The sequence below is a fragment of the Streptomyces africanus genome (assembly GCF_002150735.1).
Taxonomy (GTDB): domain Bacteria; phylum Actinomycetota; class Actinomycetes; order Streptomycetales; family Streptomycetaceae; genus Streptomyces; species Streptomyces africanus.
This window is the reverse complement of the sequence record NZ_MUKA01000630.1, coordinates 1-971: the sequence shown is the minus strand read 5'-3', so window position 1 is coordinate 971 and position 971 is coordinate 1. Positions and strand designations below refer to the sequence as shown.

Annotated in this window: 1 protein-coding gene and 1 pseudogene; both read left to right on the top strand. The window is 75.5% G+C overall.

The window, feature by feature from the left end:
• Positions 1-334 (top strand): annotated as a pseudogene (locus CCL05_RS42890) (hypothetical protein); the annotation flags it as partial.
• Positions 331-971: Pvc16 family protein (locus tag CCL05_RS42885; protein WP_107400596.1), on the top strand; the 641-nt coding region annotated here is incomplete at its 3' end. The pseudogene CCL05_RS42890 and the gene CCL05_RS42885, both read left to right, overlap by 4 nt.

Below are 971 nucleotides of genomic sequence, written 5' to 3'. Positions count from 1 at the left end.
CACCGCGACCAGGCAGCGGCTGCGGATCCTCCAGCCGCGCATCGTCGCGGTGCCGGACATCGGCAAGCCCGGCTTCGTCACCTCCGTGCGCGGCAAGGACTTTCCGCCGGGAGCGCCGGTGCGGTTCACCTGGAAGCCGGGGATCACCGCGGCGGCGGCACCGACCGTCCCGCTGCGCGACGGCACCTTCATCGGCCAGCTGCTCATCCTGGCCAAGGACCAGACCGGGCCGCGGATCATCACCGCCAAGGGCCCCGGGTTCTCGCCGGTGACGACCGACTTCCTGGTGGTCAGCGGCAGCATCCAGCCGCCGGACGAGGTGACCCGCCGGTGATCCACGAGGCCGACGAGGGGCTGCGCGGGCTGCTCGCCGAGTCCGGCCTGGAGGCGTCGGGCGTCGAGGTGGTCTTCGACGCCCCCACCCGGGACTGGGCGGCACGCCGCAGCGCCCCCACCGTCTGCGTCTTCCTCTACGACATCAGGGAGGACGCCACCCGGCGCGGCAGCGGCGCCGGGGAGGTGTACGACGAGGACGGCAACCTCGTGGCCCGGCGCACCCCGCCGCGCTGGTTCGAGCTGACCTACCTGGTCACGGCGTGGGCGAGCCGCCCGCAGGACGAACACCGCCTGCTCTCCCAGGTGCTCGCGACCCTGGTCTCCACCGAGACCCTGCCCGCCCGCCTGCTCACCGGCACCCTCGCCGACCTCGGCCTGACGGTGGGACTGGACGCCGGCGGGGCCGGGCTCGACGCCCCGGCCGCCGCCGACGTGTGGTCGGCACTCGGCGGAGAGCTCAAGGCCTCGCTCCAGGTCCGGGTACGGGCACCGCTCGCCGGAGCGACCAGGCAGACCGCACCACCGGTCACCGAAGGCCTGGTCGTGCGCTCCGCCGCCCGCAGCGAGGGCGGCGAGGCGACGCCGGGCCGGCGCCTGCGCTACACGGAGGCGACCGACCCGGGCCCGGCGGGCGG